The sequence below is a fragment of the Sulfuricurvum sp. RIFCSPLOWO2_12_FULL_43_24 genome (assembly GCF_001829605.1).
Taxonomy (GTDB): Bacteria; Campylobacterota; Campylobacteria; order Campylobacterales; family Sulfurimonadaceae; genus Sulfuricurvum.
Map to the genome: position 1 here is coordinate 1 of NZ_MIBT01000064.1, position 1,247 is coordinate 1,247.

General features: G+C 45.9%; 1 protein-coding gene and 1 pseudogene. One reads left to right on the forward strand and one right to left on the reverse strand.

Annotated features, from left to right (window positions below):
- Window positions 1–537, reverse strand: a 537-nt coding sequence (locus A3G19_RS06485) for a hypothetical protein (RefSeq protein ID WP_294871339.1), incomplete at its 3' end; no start/stop codon positions are given.
- 140 nt (window positions 538–677) lie between these two features.
- Between A3G19_RS06485 and A3G19_RS06490 the strand changes: the two are divergent.
- Window positions 678–1,247, forward strand: a pseudogene (locus tag A3G19_RS06490) (2-isopropylmalate synthase); the annotation flags it as partial.

A 1,247-nucleotide genomic window follows, 5' to 3' on the forward strand; every position in this document is an offset into this window, starting at 1 on the left:
GGGTGCAACACAGGTTCCGGTTGATCCGCCGTTACTGCTTTTGCACAAGACGGTATTTCCGATAAGCCGAATATCACCGCGTGCATTCAGTGATTGGCGGAGGGTAAAATTTCGGGTTTGGGTATAAGTGGTCGGATCGATGTAGACGGTGAGTGCGTTGTTCATCGTATAGGTCGTGCTCGCATCCGAAGAACAGCTACCATCGCTATACGTGATAAAACTGACAGGATAGGTTCCGGCGGATGCTGGTGCAGTGATGTTAAAAGTATTGGTATACGTTCCACTCCCGTTGCGGTTAGTAGTGTCTGCACAGGTATATGTGCCTGAACTTCCCACTCGCCACGCTGTAGAACGCCATCGGTCCGCATTATTGTTTGAGGTTATAGAAACCGTGACCGCTGCGCTTACCGTATCGGATGTGGCCACCGTTACAGCAGTAGCACCGTTGAGTGTAGCTGAAGTAATGGTACGACTGGCAAATAAATTTATCGATAAAATAAAAAGAAGAATAATGACATGAATTGATGATATGCGCATTTTATTTTCCCCTTCACGAAGTTGTATATTATAGTACAACTTCATTCAATAAGATGCAGATAAAAGCCCTTTTTGCTATAATTCGCCCAATCATTACCTTCAGCAAGGGTAGTGAGAAGAGAAATTCAAAGGAAGTTAACATGAAAAACATGTCTGTGGGCAAATACCGCCCGTATCCTCAAGTTGATTTGCCAAATCGTATTTGGCCTACCAAAACCATCACGCACGCTCCGATTTGGTGCAGTGTCGATCTTCGCGACGGAAACCAAGCGTTGATCACCCCGATGAATTTGGAACAAAAAATTAATCTCTTCTCCCTCTTGCTGAAACTCGGATTTAAAAATATCGAGGTGGGATTCCCCTCCGCGTCGAAAGTGGAGTTCGATTTTTTACGCACTCTTGTAGAGCAAAAATTGATTCCCGATGATGTTACGGTTCAAGTCCTCGTCCAAGCGAGAGAACATTTGATCGATAAAACGTTTGAAGCGTTAGCGGGAGTTAAAAAAGCGATTGTCCATTTGTACAACTCCACCTCAGTCGCACAGCGTAAGATCGTCTTCGGTAAAGAGCAAGACGAGATTATCGCGTTGGCGTTAGAGGGGGTTGATATGGTCAAAGCCCGCGCAGCGAAGCACGATGGCGAAATCATGCTCGAATACTCCCCTGAGAGTTTTACGGGGACGGAGTTGGAATTTGCCGCCCGTATCTGT